At 51.7% G+C, this 17,507-nt stretch carries 13 protein-coding genes and 8 tRNA genes; 16 read left to right on the top strand and 5 right to left on the bottom strand.

The features are described from left to right. Window positions 1–219: 219 nt before the first annotated feature. Window positions 220–699, top strand: coding sequence for a YchJ family protein (locus RC73_RS07135; RefSeq protein WP_039034018.1), 480 nt, complete (start codon window positions 220–222; stop codon window positions 697–699). A 63-nt stretch (window positions 700–762) separates the two neighbouring features. Here the strand turns inward: RC73_RS07135 and RC73_RS07130 are convergent, their stop codons facing one another. From RC73_RS07130 to RC73_RS07120, 3 genes are all read right to left on the bottom strand, one after another. Then, the gene (locus tag RC73_RS07130; RefSeq protein ID WP_039033989.1) at window positions 763–2,937 is read right to left on the bottom strand and encodes a putative bifunctional diguanylate cyclase/phosphodiesterase; all 2,175 of its coding nucleotides are present in this window, start codon (window positions 2,935–2,937) and stop codon (window positions 763–765) included. A 202-nt stretch (window positions 2,938–3,139) separates the two neighbouring features. Then, complete coding sequence (locus RC73_RS07125) at window positions 3,140–3,430, bottom strand: DUF406 family protein (RefSeq protein WP_039033988.1); 291 nt, start codon at window positions 3,428–3,430, stop codon at window positions 3,140–3,142. A gap of 69 nt (window positions 3,431–3,499) precedes the next feature. After that, entirely contained in the window at window positions 3,500–3,988 is a 489-nt protein-coding gene (locus RC73_RS07120) for a VC2046/SO_2500 family protein (RefSeq protein WP_039033987.1), read from the bottom strand. Window positions 3,989–4,113: 125 nt separating this feature from the next. Between RC73_RS07120 and RC73_RS07115 the strand changes: the two genes are divergently transcribed. The 4 genes from RC73_RS07115 to RC73_RS07100 all read left to right on the top strand — a co-directional run bounded on the left by RC73_RS07115 (window position 4,114) and on the right by RC73_RS07100 (window position 5,685). After that, window positions 4,114–4,198, top strand: a tRNA-Tyr gene (locus RC73_RS07115). Between the two features lie 38 nt (window positions 4,199–4,236). Then, window positions 4,237–4,321: transfer RNA gene (locus tag RC73_RS07110), tRNA-Tyr, on the top strand. 34 nt (window positions 4,322–4,355) lie between these two features. Next, window positions 4,356–4,440, top strand: a tRNA-Tyr gene (locus RC73_RS07105). 180 nt (window positions 4,441–4,620) lie between these two features. Continuing rightward, window positions 4,621–5,685, top strand: coding sequence for a PLP-dependent cysteine synthase family protein (locus tag RC73_RS07100; protein ID WP_039033986.1), 1,065 nt, complete (start codon window positions 4,621–4,623; stop codon window positions 5,683–5,685). Window positions 5,686–5,747: 62 nt separating this feature from the next. On the opposite strand, the gene queE is transcribed toward RC73_RS07100, so the two are convergent. After that, the gene (gene queE, locus RC73_RS07095; RefSeq protein ID WP_039033985.1) at window positions 5,748–6,416 is read right to left on the bottom strand and encodes a 7-carboxy-7-deazaguanine synthase QueE; all 669 of its coding nucleotides are present in this window, start codon (window positions 6,414–6,416) and stop codon (window positions 5,748–5,750) included. A gap of 180 nt (window positions 6,417–6,596) precedes the next feature. On the opposite strand from queE, the gene queC reads away from it, so the two are divergent. After that, entirely contained in the window at window positions 6,597–7,343 is a 747-nt protein-coding gene (gene queC, locus RC73_RS07090) for a 7-cyano-7-deazaguanine synthase QueC (RefSeq protein ID WP_052248045.1), read from the top strand. Between the two features lie 29 nt (window positions 7,344–7,372). Next, on the top strand, window positions 7,373–7,915 hold the full coding sequence (rrtA, locus tag RC73_RS07085; RefSeq protein ID WP_235369974.1) for a rhombosortase: 543 nt from the start codon (window positions 7,373–7,375) through the stop codon (window positions 7,913–7,915). A 135-nt stretch (window positions 7,916–8,050) separates the two neighbouring features. Here rrtA and uvrB read toward each other — a convergent pair whose 3' ends face one another. After that, a complete protein-coding gene (uvrB, locus tag RC73_RS07080; RefSeq protein WP_039033983.1) occupies window positions 8,051–10,063 on the bottom strand; it encodes an excinuclease ABC subunit UvrB in 2,013 nt (670 codons plus the stop codon). 891 nt (window positions 10,064–10,954) lie between these two features. Here uvrB and RC73_RS07075 point away from each other — a divergent pair. The 9 genes from RC73_RS07075 to rsxC all read left to right on the top strand — a co-directional run bounded on the left by RC73_RS07075 (window position 10,955) and on the right by rsxC (window position 17,506). Continuing rightward, window positions 10,955–11,030, top strand: a tRNA-Asn gene (locus RC73_RS07075). 52 nt (window positions 11,031–11,082) lie between these two features. Further along, a tRNA-Asn gene (locus tag RC73_RS07070) sits at window positions 11,083–11,158 on the top strand. A gap of 21 nt (window positions 11,159–11,179) precedes the next feature. Further along, a tRNA-Asn gene (locus RC73_RS07065) sits at window positions 11,180–11,255 on the top strand. 28 nt (window positions 11,256–11,283) lie between these two features. Beyond that, window positions 11,284–11,359, top strand: a tRNA-Asn gene (locus RC73_RS07060). A gap of 28 nt (window positions 11,360–11,387) precedes the next feature. Continuing rightward, window positions 11,388–11,463 (top strand) — tRNA-Asn (locus RC73_RS07055). A gap of 90 nt (window positions 11,464–11,553) precedes the next feature. Then, the gene (locus RC73_RS07050; RefSeq protein ID WP_039033982.1) at window positions 11,554–13,458 is read left to right on the top strand and encodes an EAL domain-containing protein; all 1,905 of its coding nucleotides are present in this window, start codon (window positions 11,554–11,556) and stop codon (window positions 13,456–13,458) included. Window positions 13,459–13,573: 115 nt separating this feature from the next. Next, window positions 13,574–14,152: an electron transport complex subunit RsxA gene (gene rsxA, locus RC73_RS07045; protein ID WP_039033981.1), complete on the top strand. Its 579-nt coding sequence runs from the start codon at window positions 13,574–13,576 to the stop codon at window positions 14,150–14,152. A 4-nt stretch (window positions 14,153–14,156) separates the two neighbouring features. Next, window positions 14,157–14,726 carry an electron transport complex subunit RsxB gene (gene rsxB / locus RC73_RS07040; protein ID WP_039033980.1) on the top strand — a complete coding sequence of 190 codons (570 nt, stop codon included), beginning with the start codon at window positions 14,157–14,159 and terminating at the stop codon, window positions 14,724–14,726. Then, complete coding sequence (rsxC, locus tag RC73_RS07035; RefSeq protein ID WP_039033979.1) at window positions 14,720–17,506, top strand: electron transport complex subunit RsxC; 2,787 nt, start codon at window positions 14,720–14,722, stop codon at window positions 17,504–17,506. The genes rsxB and rsxC overlap by 7 nt, the downstream gene beginning before the upstream one ends. Window position 17,507 lies beyond the last annotated feature (1 nt).

The following is a 17,507-nucleotide window of genomic DNA, read 5'->3' as shown; positions in this document are numbered from 1 at the left end:
CCGAATATCGATACATGCTCCCGCTTACCCTATCCTTCAAATCTGTTTACTTATCCTTCGAATAAAGTGACTCCGTTCCTGCCTACACTTGCGGAAAACTGCGAAATTCACCCGAATAAATTGATTGTTTCAATGCAAGCCAGGCCTCAAAGCGCTATGATCTCCGGCAATGCAAACCCAAGCCGTTTAACCGGCCCCAAATTGAAACTGAAAACCTCGATGACAGCGAACCTCCTTTGCCCCTGCAACTCCAAGCTCCCTTATAGTGAATGTTGTCAGCCGCTTCACACCAAACAACACAGCGCCGCCAATCCAGAGCAATTGATGCGCTCCCGCTATGCCGCCTTTGTTAAAGCAGAGTTTGATTATCTTATCGATACCCATCACCGGGATTATCGCCAGGGACTGAGCGCACAAACCCTGGCCCAGATGCCAAAGACCCAGTGGTTGGGCCTGCAAATTGTCGCGCGGGAGCCTTTGACAGCTGGACAAACCAAGGCCAGAGTCACTTTCAAGGCCTGGTATCTGGCCAATGGCCAGTTGGACGCTATTTTTGAAGAATCTGAATTTATATTTGAGGGCGGCCGCTGGTTTTACACCGAGGGCAAGCAGTTTGCGGTCAGCTATCCCAAGCGCAACGACACTTGCATTTGCAATAGCGGCAACAAGTTCAAACACTGCTGCCTGAAACGAATTTAACTTAGGCTGGATTTAACTTAGGCCGGATTTAAGTGTGGAACCTAAAAAACTTAAACTAGCTGATCAATGCAGCAATGCAGGTTGACTCTGTTGCAGAAAAGCATTGAATTCGGCCTCTCTGAGCGCCGGGCTGTACAGGAACCCCTGGGCCTGATGACACATGCATGAAGTAAGGAAGCTTTCCTGTTCAGCGGTTTCAACCCCTTCTGCTGTCAGGGAAATATTCAACGCCTTGGCCATGGCGATAATCGCACTGACGATTTCGCGGCTCTCGCGGCTAATGCTGAGATCAGAGATAAAGGATCTGTCGATCTTGAGCTTACTGATGGGAAACTGTTTCAAATAGCGCATTGAACTGTAACCCGTACCGAAATCATCAATGGCAAGCCCTACCCCCAAGTCAGCCAGTTCCTGGCATAAATTGGTGGCATAACGTATATCCTCCATCAATTCGGTTTCGGTGATCTCCAAAATAAGAGTGCCGGGTTTCAAGCGGTAACGGTTGAGCAACTGCCAAACCTGTTCATAAAGATTACTACCGAAAAACTGCCGCGCCGACACGTTCACATGCATGGCAATATTGATATTGTGGTGCTGCCACAAATTAAGCTGGCGACAGGCAGCCTCCAGTACCCAGGTGCCTATGGCATTGATGAGCCCCGACTGTTCGGCAATATCGATAAAGGCGCCGGGATAAAGTACTCCCCGCTTGGGATGATGCCAGCGGATCAGCGCTTCCGCGCCTATGTAACTGCAGCTTTGCAGATCTTTAAGCGGTTGATAATAAAGTTCAAACTGCCTACCCCGAATGGCAGCGTGCAGATCTCTTTCTATCTGGGCATCATCCTTGAACGCCTTGAGCAGTGCACTGTTGAAAAACTGAATGGCCGTGCCCTGCTTCTTTTTGGCGTATTGCAGCGCAATATCGGCGCAAGTCAGCGGCGCGACCAACTCGGCGACTTCGGCAATGTCTACCGCAGCCAGTGCCGGCTTGGGATCCACTTGCTCACGGCCGATATTGATAGGATTTCGCAGTTGTTGATAGAGGCGATGACAGCAGGCATCGATATCGAGATCGCCGCTATCATCAAGCAACAATGCAAATTCATCGCTGCCTACTCTGGCAATACTGCAGTCGGGATAAAGAGAAGCAAAATGTTTCAGACGACGGGCGACTTCAATCAACAGGGCGTCGCCCTGTTCATGTCCATAGGTATCATTGAAGCGTTTAAAACCAATCAAATCGATCAGCAGCAACTGCCCGCTAAAGGTTCTATCGAGTAAACGATTAAAATGGGTACGGTTGTATAGCCCGGTCAGGCTGCAACGCCAAGCCAAGCGCTCAAGTTCGGCCTGATAGTTATGCTGCTCGGTACAATCTTCGCAGGATACCAACACATAGTGATTACCACGCTGGGTAATAAATTGACTGGCATGGTATCTGAGCCAGTATTCCTGGCCAGACTCCCGATTAAGCATCACTTCACCCGTCGCTACTTCGCCACGCAACACCTTGGCCAGGGTCATTTCAGCCTGTTTGGGTTGCTGCTTAAAGAAGGACAACTGCTTTAGACTGGCACCCAGCATTTTCTCTTTTGGGATGCCGGTGATCTGTTCATGGGCGCTGTTGATGTATTCAATCGCTTCTGTGTGCAAATTGATCAGCATACTGACCTGGGCCGATTGTTCAGCCGCCGACTGAAACAGCGTCAGCAACTCGTCTTTGCGGTAGGCGTCATGGGTCGCCAGAGTCAGCGCAAGCTGGTCAGCCACTTGCGATGCCAAATGGATTTCCAAATCACTCCAGTGATGCCCGGTAGAGGTTCGCTCCAGGCTCAAAACCCCTTCAATATGACCATTGATCCTGATAGCAACATCCAGAGAACTGGCAATACCGTTGACGCTAAAATAGATCTCGGCAAGTTCGCTCATGCGCCAATCAACCACCGCATCATTGGCGTCAATATGGCGTTTTTGCTTGAGTTGGTCGATATAAGATGGGATTTGATTGAGGTGTAATGGACGCGGCGTTTTAAGAGGCTTTCCCGAGCCAAAGCGGGCAACTTCAAACTGTACATGCTGATCCCTGGACCAGGACCAGACACTGGCATGTTGCACATCGAGATATTGACACAGGAGTTCTGTAGCCAGTTCAGCCGTCTTGGCGAAGTCGCCCTGTTGCTTGGCAACCGAGTTGGTCAACAACTCCAGCAATCGCTGATAACTACGTCGCTTCACACATATCCTCAGGTTCCCTTTCGGGCTCAAAGAAACCCGCGCCGAATGCGCGGGCCTGCCATCATATCTCTGCGCGAGATTACACTTTTACATAATACCCAGCAAGACAACTCATACTTTGTTACATTTACCTTGTTATGTCTTGCTTTGTGGCTTTGGTTTACGAACAGAACACTACTGACCATTTGGCTAAAAGCGCAGCTTATGCCAAAGCGTTTTCCAACTGAAAAATCATTTTCTCGGCACTGCAGGAAAAAGTCAGCGCCAGGGTCACAGTCTGCTCTGAGTTGCTGAGTTCTACCTTGACATCGGCGAAGCGGTCTGTGGCCAATTGCTTGAGAGCCTCGGCATCAACCATTGCCGACTCACCTTGAAAAGTCAACGAAAGCAAGGTGTCTCCTTCTTCGACCACTGTTCCTATATCCACATAGCTGCCACATTCGGCACAAGTGTCCTGCACATTGGCGGCCTGAGCCTGTTCAATACTCTTCATCTCTTATCTCCGATAGTGAGAGTCACGCAACAGTATAAACCATGGACGACACCTGGACTGAGGCAAGCCTCACGCCGTTTGATATAGACCGGCCAGTTTACGTTGTTCCGATAGTTGATCAACAAACTCCATCAATGCCACCTTGGGTTGGTTCAAGACACCTTCCGTGCGCAGCCTTGTGTGCCAATCACAATTATTCAGCGCTTCCTGCATCCCGCTGTCTCTCTTCCCTCGAATAACCACAGGTTCAGGCATCAAGGCCTGGGCCAACTGAAAGCTACGTTCACCGTCACTGAGAAAATGATAACTGTTATCTACCGGCAAAGGCTCCTGACTCAAGTCGCCAAGCAAAGCTTGAGGCGCAGGCAAGTCAAATTGCTGCCGCAGGACAGTGTCCAGTTCAATATCGTCGTGCAGGTGAAACTGAGGCCAATCGCGCACATCTTGAGACAGCAATGCCAAAAGCAGGGCAAACTCACCCCGGCGATGGGACTCAACAGCCAGATTCAACCGTTCGCCCAATTGCAGCTCATTGATTAAGGAAACATCAGCACGCATAAAAAAACACCAACAAAACAACTCGTTGTTAGTTAATCGACCAAATGACCACGAACTTTAGCCCTTTTTTTAAAATCGGGCTTTACATGAAAAAGGTTTCTGACTACTATGGCGGCCGCAATTGAGGAGGGGTTCCCGAGTGGCCAAAGGGATCAGACTGTAAATCTGACGGCTCCGCCTTCGAAGGTTCGAATCCTTCTCCCTCCACCATTTGCCTACAATTTAAAAAGACACGAAAGTGAAATCGTGGAGGGGTTCCCGAGTGGCCAAAGGGATCAGACTGTAAATCTGACGGCTCCGCCTTCGAAGGTTCGAATCCTTCTCCCTCCACCATCTTTCACTCCAATGTCTGGCTCCAAAAATATGTGGAGGGGTTCCCGAGTGGCCAAAGGGATCAGACTGTAAATCTGACGGCTCCGCCTTCGAAGGTTCGAATCCTTCTCCCTCCACCATTTCTTTTTTATCCTTTAATAAAACTCGCAAACGTTTTATCTGCGCCTAAACTATCCAATTCCACAATAATCAATAGCCTAGCCTGTGTCTGTGCCTCAATGCACCTGAGTTTTCGCTATCCATTGTCATTACCTTTGGTTATGATTAAGACCATCCTGTTATAAGAAAGAACAACAACAATGGCCGATCTCTGGGTAAACGAAGCAATTGCCAAAATCGAAGCCGATTTTCAGCGCAGCGCCGACACACATTTGATTAAACTGGAATTGCCGGCGGTAGCCGGAGTGGATATCTATCTTAAAGACGAAAGCACCCATCCAACCGGAAGCCTCAAACACCGTTTGGCAAGATCACTGTTTCTGTACGCCCTGTGTAACGGCTGGATCAAACAGGATACTCCTGTCATTGAATCCTCCTCCGGCAGTACAGCTGTCTCCGAGGCCTACTTTGCCCGACTGCTGGGACTCCCCTTTATTGCCGTTATGCCGGCGTCCACCGCCCGCAAGAAGATACAGCAGATAGAGTTTTATGGTGGCCGTTGTCACTTTGTCAATCACTCCAGCGAAATATACGCCGAGTCTGAACGGCTGGCGCGGGAGCTGAATGGCCATTATATGGATCAGTTCACCTATGCCGAGCGAGCCACCGACTGGCGCGGCAACAATAACATTGCCAATGCCATTTTCGATCAGATGCAGCGCGAGCCCTTCCCTATTCCCGAGTGGATTGTGATGAGCCCGGGTACCGGCGGCACTTCGGCCACCATAGGCCGTTATATCCGCTATCAACGGCTTTGCACCAAGCTGTGTGTGGTCGACCCGGATAACTCAGTATTCTATGACTATTTTCAACAAAGAGATGCGGCCATCACCTGTGAGCAAGGCAGCAAGATTGAAGGTATAGGCCGGCCCAGAGTCGAGCCCTCCTTTATCCCTGGGGTGGTCGACTCCATGTTGAAGATCCCCGATGCCGCCTCAGTGGCGACAATCCATTGGCTGGAACAGATCATCGGCCGCAAGACCGGGGCCTCGACCGGCACCAACCTCTATGGCGCCCTGATGCTGGCGGCCGAAATGAAACGCGACAATCGCCAGGGCTCAATAGTGACCCTGATCTGCGATCCCGGTGAGCGCTATCTGGACACTTATTACAACCCCGCGTGGATAGCCGCCAACATAGGGGATATCAGCCAGTATCAAAACAAACTGAAGCTGTTTGAAACCACAGGTGAACTCTGCTGCTAAGAGCGCGCTTCAGATAACAAAAAGCCGCATCAATGCGGCTTTTTGTCAATTACCACTACAGATTAATCGATATCCAGATACTTGTGAGTCTGGATAGACAAACGCCAGTTGCGTTCGATACAGACTTTCATCGCCAGCGCCGTCGCCCGGCTCTTCTGGCTGATGGGCTGCAGGCAGATAGTCTTGTCTTTGAGATCCAATCCCTGCAGCAGTTGATCCAGTTCCTCAATATGAGCCTCGGTCGCCACCGGATGCTTAATCTCATTTGCCCGCTCCAGCGCCTGACGCAGTACCGGCATCCCCCCCTTCATACCGACCTTGGGCGAGACTGTGACCCAGGTATCTGCGCTGCAATTCACCTCAAAGGTGCCACTGGTTTCAATTTGAGTGCGAAAGCCTGCGGCATTAAATGCTTCTGTCATTTCAGTGAGCGGATAGAGGCAAGGCTCACCCCCTGTGATCACTATATGCCTGGCATTGAATCCCTGCAGTTTAAACGCCTCCAGTAACGACTTGGCATCATGCTCGGCCCAGCGGCCGATACTGCCATCGGTGCGGATCACATCGGCAGGTTTCACCTGATTGTGCTCAAGCTTGTCCCAGGTCTGGCGGGTATCACACCAAGGACACCCCACAGGGCAACCCTGCAAACGCACAAAAATGGCCGGAACGCCGGTAAATACACCTTCCCCCTGCAGGGTTTCAAAGACTTCGTTGACGGGGTAGTACATCGGGGTTCCTCATATTTGCCGGGGCGGCATTTATAGAGGAATTTAGCCCCAAGCGCAAGGATGAGCGAATTTTCCGTTTTTTATCCAGTCGGCGCTGACAGTCGGCCAAATTAGGGTAAACTGTGGCGATTGAGTCATCCCTTTGAATAGACGCTTATGTCTTCATCCAATCAATCGCTTATGTCATCAGAATCAAACGCACCGCAAACCACAGAGCCGCCCCAAAGCACTAAACCAACTATTTCCAAGGCGATAGTCGTTTTCAGCGGCGGTCAGGACTCCACCACCTGCCTTATTCAGGCCTTGGCCCAGTATGATGAAGTACATGCCATCACCTTCGACTATGGCCAGCGCCACAGCCAGGAGATTGAAGTTGCCAAGCAACTGGCACAAAAGCTCGGCAGTGCCAGTCACAAGGTGCTGGATGTCACTCTGCTCAATGAGTTGGCCATCTCGGCCCTGACCCGCGACAATATTCCGGTATCAAACGACTTGATGGACAATGGTCTGCCCAATACTTTTGTTCCCGGACGCAATATTCTGTTTCTGACCCTGGCGGGGATCTATGCCTATCAAATAGGCGCCGATGCCGTCATCACAGGCGTCTGCGAGACTGACTTCTCCGGCTACCCGGACTGCCGTAATGACTTTATCAAGGCAATGGAATCTGCGCTGGTACAAGGCATGGACAGACAGCTGCGTTTGGTTACGCCACTCATGTGGCTCAACAAGGCCGAAACCTGGGCACTGGCAGATAAATACCAGCAACTGCCACTGGTAAGAGATGAAACCCTTACCTGCTATAACGGCATTCTTGGCAAAGGCTGTGGCACCTGCCCCGCCTGTTTACTGCGCCAAAAAGGGCTGGATGAGTATCTGGCAACACCGGACAGCATCCAGGCAATACTGGCGGCCAAGACAGCGTGAAGCCGAGCTCCGCTTATTTTTCAGGTGTTGTGTTAACAGCCCTGGCGCTGCTGCTGTATTTTCTGCCGCTCACTGAGCTATTGGCCTTTCGCCGCAGCGCCATAGAACAAGGTGAGCTTTGGCGGCTTGTCAGCGGCAATCTGCTACACACTAACTTCTGGCACCTGCTGATGAACCTCGCCGGGTTTTGGGTGATCCTTTATCTGCATAAGGAACACTATAACGCCCTGGGCGTATTGATATTGACCCTGGCACTGTGTCTGTTTGAAGGCTTAGGGCTTTATCTTTGCTACCCTGAGCTTATGGGGTATGTGGGCCTAAGTGGCATACTGCACGGCCTGTTTGCCTTCGGCGCCCTGGCCGATATTCGCAGCGGTCGAAACTCGGGTTACCTGCTGCTTGCTGGCGTTATTGCCAAAGTCGGCTGGGAGCAATGGCAAGGCGCGGCTTCAGAAGTCAGCGCCCTGATTGGTGCCAGAGTCGCGGTTGAAGCGCATCTTGTTGGCCTGATTGGCGGTATCGCACTGTTTGGTTTATGGCGACAGAGTACCTATAAAGCACTAAAACTTTGATACCAAGCTCAAGCATTTCAATAGGTTTTTTTAAATTAGGCTTTTAAATCAGGCTTTTTAAAGCCGTTGATAGATAAACAGCACAAAGAACCCGGCTTTTGCCGGGTTCTTTGTCAATGGGTCAATTTTAGGGATTTAGGCCTTGATAAGCTCCTCTCTGAGCCTTGCCACTTCATCACGCAGTGCAGCGGCCTGCTCAAACTCCAGATCCCTGGCATGCTGGTGCATCTGTTTTTCCAGCCTGTCGATTTCATGCGCCAGATTGGCAGCGTCCACCTGATAAGCCGACCTGCGCTCTGCCACCTTACGGGCACCCGGCTGCGGCGCTGCCGATGAAGGGGAATCTCCCACATCCATAACATCTGTTATCTTCTTCACCAAGCCTTTGGGCACTATGCCATTGGCCAGGTTGAAGGCGTGCTGTTTCTCGCGGCGACGATTGGTTTCATCCATGGCCTTGGCCATTGAAGGGGTCACCTTATCGGCGTAGAGGATCACCTTGCCATTAATGTTACGGGCGGCGCGGCCTATGGTCTGGATAAGTGAGCGCTCGGAGCGCAGGAAACCCTCTTTATCGGCATCGAGAATACACACCAGAGACACTTCCGGCATGTCCAGCCCTTCCCTGAGCAAGTTGATGCCGACCAACACGTCGAAGACCCCCTTACGTAAATCGCGAATGATCTCCACCCGCTCCACGGTATCCACATCCGAGTGCAAGTAACGCACCTTAACCCCGTGTTCATCGAGATATTCGGTAAGATCTTCCGCCATCCGCTTGGTCAGCGTGGTCACCAGCACACGTTCATTGACGGCAATGCGTTTATTGGCCTCAGAGAGCAGATCATCCACCTGAATCGCCACCGGCCGCACTTCCAGCTCAGGATCCAACAAACCTGTGGGCCTGACCACTTGCTCGGCCACATCGCCGCCGCTGCGTTCGAGTTCATAACTGCCCGGTGTGGCCGACACATAAATCGTCTGCGGCATCAAGGACTCGAACTCTTCAAACTTGAGCGGTCTGTTATCCAGTGCCGATGGCAGGCGAAAACCGTACTCCACCAGGGTGGTTTTCCTCGAACGGTCGCCCTTGTACATGGCACCTATCTGCGGCACTGTTACATGGGACTCGTCGATGATCAGCAGACCATCCGGCGGCAGATAATCCAGCAAAGTCGGCGGCCCTTCTCCCGGTGCACGCCCGGAGAGATAACGGGAGTAGTTTTCGATACCGGAGCAATAACCCAGCTCTGTCATCATCTCCACATCGTACTGCACCCGCTCACTGATCCTTTGTGCCTCAATCAGCTTGTTGGCGTCCAGTAACTGCTGGCGCCGTTCTCTGAGCTCGGCCTTTATCTGCTCTGTGGCCGCCAATATTTTTTCTCTCGGGGTCACGTAGTGAGTCTTGGGGTAAACCGTGGCCCGGGCAATGCGTTTACGCACCTGACCGGTCAAAGGGTCGAATAGCGACAGCTGCTCTATCTCATCATCGAACAACTCGATCCGAATAGCATCCCGGTCCGATTCGGCCGGGAAGATATCTATTACTTCACCGCGCACCCTGAAGGTACCGCGCTGCAGTTCAATATCGTTGCGGCTGTATTGCAACTCGCTGAGCCGCTGCAGTATATCCCGCTGGCCCATGATGTCGCCCTGGCGCAGGTGCAGCAGCATCTTCATGTAAGAGTCGGGGTCGCCAAGACCATAGATGGCTGAGACCGAGGCCACCAACACCACATCACGCCGCTCCAGCAAGGCCTTGGTGGCAGAGAGTCGCATCTGCTCAATATGAGCGTTGACCGAAGCGTCCTTCTCAATAAAGGTGTTGGTCGAAGGCACATAGGCTTCCGGTTGGTAGTAGTCATAGTAAGAAACAAAGTATTCCACCGCATTATGGGGGAAAAACTCTTTCATCTCGCCGTAGAGTTGCGCCGCCAAAGTCTTGTTGGGTGCCATAATGATGGTTGGCCGCCCCTGATTGGCAATCACATTGGCAATAGTGAAAGTTTTTCCTGAACCGGTTACCCCCAGCAAAGTCTGATTAGCGAGCCCGGATTCCAGTCCATCAATCAATTTGGCAATGGCGGTGGGCTGATCTCCTGCAGGGGAATACTGAGACTCCAAGCGAAACGGCGTAGCTGACACTTTAATGCTCCTTCGGTTAAGCCGTTTATTTTACCCATTGAGCCAGATAAGGCCAAGCCAAAAGCCACAAGACTCCTGCCAACATGATGTCAGTAGCAGCTTGTGCTGAAACTCAGCAACAAGACGACAGATGTGGCGGTCGAAGGCGGGAATTCCACCCAAATAAGTCAAACAGGTAGATTTAATGCACAAGGATCGGCAGATACTTCCTTACAGCTTTGTTACAAAAAACACCAAGCAAACCAAAGCAGCTTGACTTTCACATCTAATTGTTTTGATTGAATTTATTTTTTAACCATTCAAACTGACCAATTTAAGTTCAATGCAGATGCCACAAGGGTTTGCAGCCCATAAAGTCGGGAAGCTCACAGGTTTATCCACAGATTTAGTGGATAAGTCAGTCTAACCCTGTAACCATGAGGGATTGCGGCAAGCAGTGTAAGCCAATGCATGTTGCTGGATCTTTTGTAATAAAAGAACATATGAAAGTGTGGCACTCACCTTGAAAGGTAAGATGCACCAAAATGAACTCAAAGCAGCTGAATTGCACCTTTATTGCGCTGCTTTCATGACGAGTTAGACTCCAGGTAAATTGCTCAAAAACCTCCTGCTTGTCAGATTTCAGCCCTGTGGACAGGCAAAAGCCGCCGAAACTCACGCACCTTGGCCTTCCAATGAAACCCGCTTTGATTGAAATGACACGGAATATCTGTGTTTAGCCGTTATTTTTTAAGCAAAAAATCTCCCCAAAGCAGTTTTATCCATCACTATGAGCATTAGATAAGCAATTAACAGCTTAATGACACTTTTTTTGGGGCTGCGAGTTGACTCTACCCACAGAGCGATTTACTATGCGCTCCGTTCTCAGCGAGACAAGCAATAAATAACGATTCCCCTGTAGTTCAGTCGGTAGAACGGCGGACTGTTAATCCGTATGTCACTGGTTCGAATCCAGTCAGGGGAGCCAATTTACGCAAGTCACCTGAAAACAATAGGTTAATCCTAGCTAAATAATCTATTCCCCTGTAGTTCAGTCGGTAGAACGGCGGACTGTTAATCCGTATGTCACTGGTTCGAATCCAGTCAGGGGAGCCAATTTAATTAGTTGAAATCTGTTCCCCTGTAGTTCAGTCGGTAGAACGGCGGACTGTTAATCCGTATGTCACTGGTTCGAATCCAGTCAGGGGAGCCACTTCAAGATTAACCTGAGCGAAATCTGTTCCCCTGTAGTTCAGTCGGTAGAACGGCGGACTGTTAATCCGTATGTCACTGGTTCGAATCCAGTCAGGGGAGCCACTTCGATTTTGCCCCTGAAAATTTCAATTCCCCTGTAGTTCAGTCGGTAGAACGGCGGACTGTTAATCCGTATGTCACTGGTTCGAATCCAGTCAGGGGAGCCACCTTATCTTATCTCTTCCTGCGTTTTGTATTTATAACAAATACGTATACAATTCTGACATCCCTTTAACCTGGTCTGAATTCTGGAAAAGATGGGCATTTCGCGCTTTTTTCAACTGTTACTGTTATTGAGCTTTCTGGCAACCGGCTTGGTCTTGTTGCAACAGGAACGACAGGTGTTGCAGCAGCAAGCTGATGTCCTGTTACAGCGATTACAACAAGCGCAGGAGCAAGCCCAGGGCGCAGATGATGCCGCTATCTTTTACCGGCAATTACAAGACAAAGTGTCATTGCAGTTTTTTCAATATACTGATGACGTCGATGGTCAGAATAATCTCACTCGAGGACATTTCCTGCCGGAGATGAACTGGCAATATTATCTACTGCCATTGCAACTCGAATCCCAATACCGCTTCGCTTCCGGGCGAGTGTTACTTAAGCCCGACCTCAGCCCTCTTCGAGAACAAGGGATCCATACCCTCTGGCTTGACGGATTGCGCTTATTACCCCTTTATTTGGTATTGGCGTTAATCTTTGCCTTGATGATGAAACGCCACAATAGTGTCCTTAAATATGCAGCCGAATATCTGACAAAAATGTCTCAAGGTGAATTCAATGCGCTGGCGCAGAGCCGCTTTCGGGGTGAGCTCAGGCCCTTGGGGCAAGCATTGGAACAAAGTCGGCAGCTGATAAAACAGCGGTTTGAGAAACTTGAGTCAGAAAACCTATCGCTGAAAAAACTCGCCTACGAAGATCCGATAACCGGCTTTGGCACCCGCCAACACTTCACCGAAAAACTGCAACAGTTATCACTTTCCGGCAAATCCCAGATTGGGGTGCTAATCCTGGTAAAAGCCACCGAGCTTGCCCATATCAATCAACTGCGCGGCCGTCAGGGCGGCGATGACTATCTTGCCCGCGTCGCGGTTTGTATTCGCCGGGCACTCCAGGGTTACAACAACAGCGAAAGCTTTCGCATTGCCAGTACTGACTTTGCCATCTTTGTCCCCTCAATTGTGCTGAAAGACGCGCAAACCTTTGCCACCCAGCTCAAGCGTGAGCTGGAAGAATACCAAGCAGAACTGCAAACCGACTCCATCGCCCATAGCGGCATAGTGGCCTACGCCAGCGACAAAGATCCCATAAGCACTCTTGCCATGGCCGATACCGCCGCCAATGTGGCGCAAACCTTGGGTCCGAATGCAGTGCAATTCCAGGATAAAAATTTGCTGAATGAAACACTCGGCGATAACCGCTGGAAACTGGCCATTGAAGACTTGCTGAAGCGCCGGGCACTCAAATTTTACCAACAGCCCATTCAACCCTGTCGCAGCGAGGTAGATGGCTACCGTGAGCTGTTGGCACGCTTTTACAACGGTGAAGGCAAGTTTCTACCGACAGCCACAGTGATTGCCATGGCCGAACGTCACGGCATGAGCCAAGAGCTGGATAAACTGGTGCTACTCAGCGCCTTGAAACTACTGCAGAGCCTGCCAAACCTCAGCGGTAATATCGGCGTCAATCTGAGCCCGGGCTCAGCCTCCAAAGAAAGCTTTATTGCCTGGGCCAAAGATCTGCTCTCCAAACATCCGAGATTAGCCTCAAGACTGGTGTTCGAAATCAACGAAGCAGGCATGCAAGGTAACCTGGCCGCCAGTCACAAGTTTGTTCGCGCCATGCATAGCGTCGGTTGCCGGGTATCGGTAGAGCGTTTCGGCATGAGTTTTACCTCATTCAAATTCTTCCGTGAGGTGCGCCCCGACTATATCAAACTGGATCCCAGCTATACCCAGGCAATAGATGAAGATACCAATAACCAGTTCTTTGTCCGCATGCTGGTCGATGTGGCCCGCCGCAGTGGTGTCAAGGTGATAGCCTGCGGCATAGAGCGCCAGGAAGAGAAAATGGTCGTCGAAAAACTGTTGGTTGATGGTATGCAAGGCTTCTACATTGCCAGGCCCCAACAGCTGGACCTCGCCGAAATGAACAGAAATTAATGCCGTTTATGACTCATTAAGGGCGCAAAGAAGGTAAACCCTGCTTTCTATATGTTGTTTATGACCACTGAAACACTGATAATAACCGCCAAGAAGTCACAACACCTGTAATGAGATGAGTGAGTATCTCCTGTTGTTGATTGGCACTGTGCTGGTCAACAATTTTGTATTAGTGAAATTCCTTGGGCTGTGCCCATTTATGGGGGTATCCAGCAAGCTGGAATCAGCCATAGGCATGTCCATGGCAACTACCTTTGTCATGACCTTGGCCGCCATTCTCAGCTACCTGGTTAACCGGTATCTGCTGCTGCCCTTCGAGCTCGGCTACCTGCGTACCATGAGCTTTATTCTGGTTATCGCAGTGGTGGTACAGTTCACCGAAATGGTGGTGCAGAAAACCAGTGCGACTCTGCATAGGGCGCTGGGGATCTATCTGCCACTTATCACCACCAACTGTGCCGTGTTGGGCGTAGCCTTACTGAATATCAATGAAAACCACGATTTTATGCAGAGTGCTGTCTATGGATTCGGCGCTGCCGCGGGCTTTTCATTGGTGCTTATCCTGTTTTCGGCAATGCGCGAACGTTTGGCGGCGGCTGATGTGCCCGCACCTTTCAAAGGCAGCGCCATCGCCATGATCACCGCCGGCCTGATGTCGCTGGCCTTCATGGGCTTTACCGGTTTAGTCAAATAGAGTTATGTCTTCCATGCTAATTGCAGTCATTTTATTGTCTCTGCTGGCGCTGGTATTCGGCGTTTTACTCGGCTTCGCCGCCGAGAAGTTTAAAGTTCAGGGCAATCCGATAGTGGATCAGGTCGAAGCCCTGTTGCCACAAACCCAATGTGGTCAATGCGGCTACCCTGGTTGCCGCCCCTACGCCGAGGCCATAGCCAACGGCGAGAAGATCAATCGCTGCCCGCCGGGTGGTACCGCCACTATGGAGAAACTGGCCGATCTTATGGGGGTCGATCCCGAGCCTCTCGATGCCAGTGTTGAAACCCAGGTCAAAAAGGTCGCCTATATTCGCGAAGATGAGTGTATCGGCTGTACCAAGTGCATTCAGGCCTGTCCGGTAGATGCCATCATAGGCACGGGCAAGCTGATGCACACAGTCCTGACCAGCAACTGCACCGGCTGCGATCTCTGTGTTGAACCCTGCCCTGTGGATTGTATCGATATGATCCCGGTGAAACAGGATCTGAAAACCTGGGACTGGCAGCTTAACGCAATTCCAGTGAAGTTGGTGGAAGAGGATAAGCCGTGCTGACATTACTCGAACAGTTGGATAAAGGAACTCAGTGGCGCCTGACCGGCGGAATTCATCCGCCGCAGATGAAAGACCTCTCCAACGGCAGTCCTATTGGGCGTCTACCACTTGCCAGCGAATTCTTATTGCCTGTGCCCCAGGTTGGTGACAGCGCCGTGCTCGAAGTCAAAGTGGGCGACAGAGTGCTCAAGGGCCAGGCGCTGACCCGCGGACTGAGCGCCATGTATCTGGCGGTGCATGCCCCCACCTCAGGCATCATTCGCGCCATAGAGCAAAGACCGAGCAACCACCCTTCTGCCCTGCCGGTCTTGACCTGTGTGCTGGAAGCCGACGGCCAGGATCAAGCCATAGATTTTGAGCAGCAAGAGGTCTCAGCACTGAGCCGCGAGCAGATCCTCAGCCGCATTCGCCAAGCCGGGATAGCCGGATTGGGCGGTGCCATGTTTCCGGCTCACATCAAACTCAACCCCGCCAGTGAAATTGAACTGCTGTTGATCAACGGCGTGGAATGCGAGCCTTATATCAGTGCCGATGACAGATTGATGCGCGAACACGCCAGCGAAATTCTGGACGGCATTGAAATTGTTCACGGGCTGCTAAATCCCAAACGGGTGATTATCGCCATTGAGGATAACAAGCCCGAAGCCGTTCAGGCGATGCAGCAGGCGCTGGATAGCTGCCATCTGCCTAAGGGCAGCATCAGGATCACTGTGATCCCGACCAAATACCCTTCCGGCGGCGAAAAGCAGCTGATCCAGATCATTACCGGACAAGAAGTGCCTTCCGGCGCCATTCCGGCGCAACTGGGAATAGTAGTGCACAACGTAGGCACCGCCTTCGCCATTCGCGAAGCCGTTTGCCAGGGCAAGCCTCTCATAGAGCGGGTTGTCACTGTGACCGGCGGCAATATTCCCAAGCCGGGTAATTACTGGGTGCCACTGGGCACGCCCATAGCCCATATACTGGAGCAAAGCGGTTTTACCGCCAGCGGTCAGGATACCGTCATCATAGGCGGCCCCATGATGGGCTACACCCTGCCCCTTATCAAAGTACCGCTGCTCAAGGGCAGTAACTGTGTCTTGGTGCCATCGGCCAGCGAAATCAGCCCACCGGCCGAGGAAAAGGCCTGCATTCGCTGCGGAGAATGTGCTCAGGTATGCCCGGCGTCGCTATTGCCCCAGCAACTCTATTGGCACAGTAAAGCCGAAGAATACGACAAGGCCAGCGCCTACAACCTCAGAGACTGTATCGAGTGCGGTTGTTGCAGCTATGTTTGCCCATCGGATATTCCTCTGGTGGAGTATTATCGCATTGCCAAGGCGGCCATTAAGCGTAATCACGAAGAGAAACAGCTGGCCGAGCAGGCCAAGCAGAGATTCGATGCCAGGCTCAAACGGCTGGAGGCCGAGAAACAGGCGCGGGAAGCCAAGGCCAAAGCCGCAGCCGATAAGCGCCGCGCCGCCATGGGCAGTGGTGAGAAAGATGCCGTAGCCGAGGCTATGGCCAGGATCAAGGCGAAAAAAGCCGCCGAAGCCTCTGTGGCGACCGCTGCTAAACCGGTAGAAAAAGCGGCCGAAACCGCCGAACCGGCAGTTATCCAGCCAAAGGAAGACAAGAGAAAGAGCGATGTCGCCGCAGCGATTGCCAGGGCCAAGGCCAAAAAGGCCGCAGCACAAGGCACTGCTGCTGCCAAAGAAGTTGCTGATGTGACGACAGATAATGCAGCTGAAGGCACAACACCTGGCGCGGACAAAAAAGCTCAAGTAGCAGCGGCTATCGCCCGTGCCAAGGCGAAAAAGGCCGCTGCAGCCTCAGGCCAGGCAGATACTGACTCTCGCGAAGCTCAAGCTACTGCCACCGAAACAAGTCAAACCGCAGGCGACGACAGCAAACAGGCCCGTATCGCGGCAGCGGTTGCCAAAGCCAAGGCCAAAAAAGCTGCGGCGGCATCTGAATCAACTGCGACCGATAATAATGTGGGAGCAGCGCAAGGCGCCGAAGTAAACCAAGTCGCAAGCCAAGCGACAAAACAAACCGCAAGCGATGACAGCAAACAGGCCCGTATCGCGGCAGCGGTTGCCAAGGCCAAAGCCAAAAAAGCTGCGGCGGCATCTGAATCAACTGCGACCGATAATAATGACGTGGGATCAGCGCAAGGCGCCGAAGTAAACCAAGTCGCAAAAGCTACAAAACAAACCGGCGACGACAGCAAACAGGCCCGTATCGCGGCAGCGGTTGCCAAAGCCAAGGCCAAAAAAGCTGCGGCGGCATCTGAATCAACTGCGACCGATAATAATGTGGGAGCAGCGCAAGGCGCCGAAGTAAACCAAGTCGCAAGCCAAGCGACAAAACAAACCGCAAGCGATGACAGCAAACAGGCCCGTATCGCGGCAGCGGTTGCCAAGGCCAAAGCCAAAAAAGCTGCGGCGGCATCTGAATCAACTGCGACCGATAATAATGACGTGGGATCAGCGCAAGGCGCCGAAGTAAACCAAGTCGCAAAAGCTACAAAACAAACCGCAGACGACAGCAAACAGGCCCGTATCGCGGCAGCGGTTGCCAAAGCCAAGGCCAAAAAAGCTGCGGCGGCATCTGAATCAACTGCGACCGATAATAATGACGTGGGATCAGCGCAAGGCGCCAAAGTAAACCAAGTCGCAAGCCAAGCGACAAAACAAACCGCAGACGACGACAGCAAACAGGCGCGTATTGCCAGGGCTGTAGCCAAAGCCAAACAAAAGGCCAAAGAGAAGGCGCTCAGCGCACAGGAGAAAGATTGAT

The organism is Shewanella sp. ECSMB14102 (assembly GCF_000813075.1).
In the GTDB taxonomy this organism is placed as follows: Bacteria; Pseudomonadota; Gammaproteobacteria; order Enterobacterales; family Shewanellaceae; genus Shewanella; species Shewanella indica.
This window is presented reverse-complemented; position numbering and strand designations above follow the sequence as displayed.

What these genes read in the sequence shown, in the direction of transcription:
- RC73_RS07135 (WP_039034018.1), top strand. Translation starts at nt 220, where the DNA reads ATGACAGCGAACCTCCTTTGCCCCTGCAACTCCAAGCTCCCTTATAGT.
- RC73_RS07125 (WP_039033988.1), bottom strand. Translation starts at nt 3,430, where the DNA reads ATGAAGAGTATTGAACAGGCTCAGGCCGCCAATGTGCAGGACACTTGT.
- RC73_RS07120 (WP_039033987.1), bottom strand. Translation starts at nt 3,988, where the DNA reads ATGCGTGCTGATGTTTCCTTAATCAATGAGCTGCAATTGGGCGAACGG.
- RC73_RS07100 (WP_039033986.1), top strand. Translation starts at nt 4,621, where the DNA reads ATGGCCGATCTCTGGGTAAACGAAGCAATTGCCAAAATCGAAGCCGAT.
- queE (WP_039033985.1), bottom strand. Translation starts at nt 6,416, where the DNA reads ATGTACTACCCCGTCAACGAAGTCTTTGAAACCCTGCAGGGGGAAGGT.
- queC (WP_052248045.1), top strand. Translation starts at nt 6,597, where the DNA reads ATGTCATCAGAATCAAACGCACCGCAAACCACAGAGCCGCCCCAAAGC.
- RC73_RS07050 (WP_039033982.1), top strand. Translation starts at nt 11,554, where the DNA reads ATGGGCATTTCGCGCTTTTTTCAACTGTTACTGTTATTGAGCTTTCTG.
- rsxA (WP_039033981.1), top strand. Translation starts at nt 13,574, where the DNA reads ATGAGTGAGTATCTCCTGTTGTTGATTGGCACTGTGCTGGTCAACAAT.
- rsxB (WP_039033980.1), top strand. Translation starts at nt 14,157, where the DNA reads ATGTCTTCCATGCTAATTGCAGTCATTTTATTGTCTCTGCTGGCGCTG.